Origin of the sequence: Lactobacillus sp. UMNPBX16, assembly GCF_002553775.1 — a bacterium.
In the GTDB taxonomy this organism is placed as follows: domain Bacteria; phylum Bacillota; class Bacilli; order Lactobacillales; family Lactobacillaceae; genus Lactobacillus; species Lactobacillus crispatus.
Genome location: NZ_PCYU01000061.1, coordinates 1 through 1304 on the forward strand (window position 1 = coordinate 1; position 1304 = coordinate 1304).

The 1304-nt window shown below is 36.1% G+C and carries 1 pseudogene; it reads left to right on the forward strand.

From position 1 onward, the window contains the following. Positions 1-198: 198 nt before the first annotated feature. Positions 199-1304 (forward strand): annotated as a pseudogene (yjeM, locus tag CP367_RS09940) (glutamate/gamma-aminobutyrate family transporter YjeM); the annotation flags it as partial.

Below are 1304 nucleotides of genomic sequence, written 5' to 3' on the forward strand. Positions count from 1 at the left end.
TAAGTAATTGGATTGAAAAAAGAATTAATGAATAAAAATGAAGGGCTACTAGTGAATAACTAGTAGTTTTTTCTTATGAGCCTAAAATTAGAATAAATTTATTCAAGATAAACGATGCTAAAATGGAAAGTGTAAATAGAAAGTAGAGGCTTTATCTTGGATGATGAAAATTCACAAACTAAAAAATCATTGACGACTATGAGCCTTGTGTTGATGATTATCACAACGGTTTATGGTTTTGGCAATGTTTCTGTTTCTTATGAGCAAATGACATATGCTGGGATCATTTGGTTTATTTTGGCTGGCGTCTGTTTCTTTTTCCAAGCTGGCTTAATGATGGCAGAATATGGGTCTGCTTTTCATGATGCTCAAGGTGGTATTTATTCATGGTTAGCTGGCTCAGTTGGACAAAAATAGGCCTTTATTGGGACTTTTGTATGGCTGGCTAACTGGGTGCTGTGGCTGGTTGCAAGCGCCTCAAGGCTTTAAATTTCAATCTCTGCCCTTATTTTTGGCAAAGATACAACTCAAGAATGGAATATTTTGGGCTTGCATGGTACTCAATTGATAGGTGTACTAGCAATTTTATTCATGATTGTATCAACGTACCTGTCTTCCAGAGGGATAACTGGAATTAAAATTATGTCATCAATCGGTGGTTGGTTCATGATTGTAATGAATGCAGTCTTTATTCTAGCTAGTTTAACGGTCTTGATTATGAATCATGGGCAATTGGCTCAGCCGATTACTGGGTGGCAAAGTTTTATTATTTCGCCTAATAAAAGTTTTCAAACGCCAATTACGATTATTTCTTTCGTAGTTTATGCAGTCTTTGCATATGGTGGGATGGAAACCGTCGGTGGTGTGATTGACAGTATGAAACACCCAGAAAAAGATTTCCCTAAAGGCTTAATTATTGGGTCATTGTTCACTATTATTTCTTATGTTTTGATGATTTTTATGACCGGTTTTTCAGTTAATTATCAAAAAGATATTTTAGCAGCCAATGCCAATACTGGAAATATTACGTATACCGTATATGACACACTTGGCAAAGCCTTTGGAACCGCACTTCATTTGGATCCTAACACGAGTTTATTGATTGGTAAATTCTTTACTAGAGCAATTGCTTTATCTGGTTTGATGGGAATGACAGGTGCTTTCTTTGTTTTGCTTTAAATCCTTCATCATGGGATCTGATCCACGTTTATGGCCTAAGGCAGTGACTAGCTTTTATCAAATTCTGACGGATATGGGTAACGTAGCCGCTACTGCACCTTATATTTTTTACGAAAATTGCAATT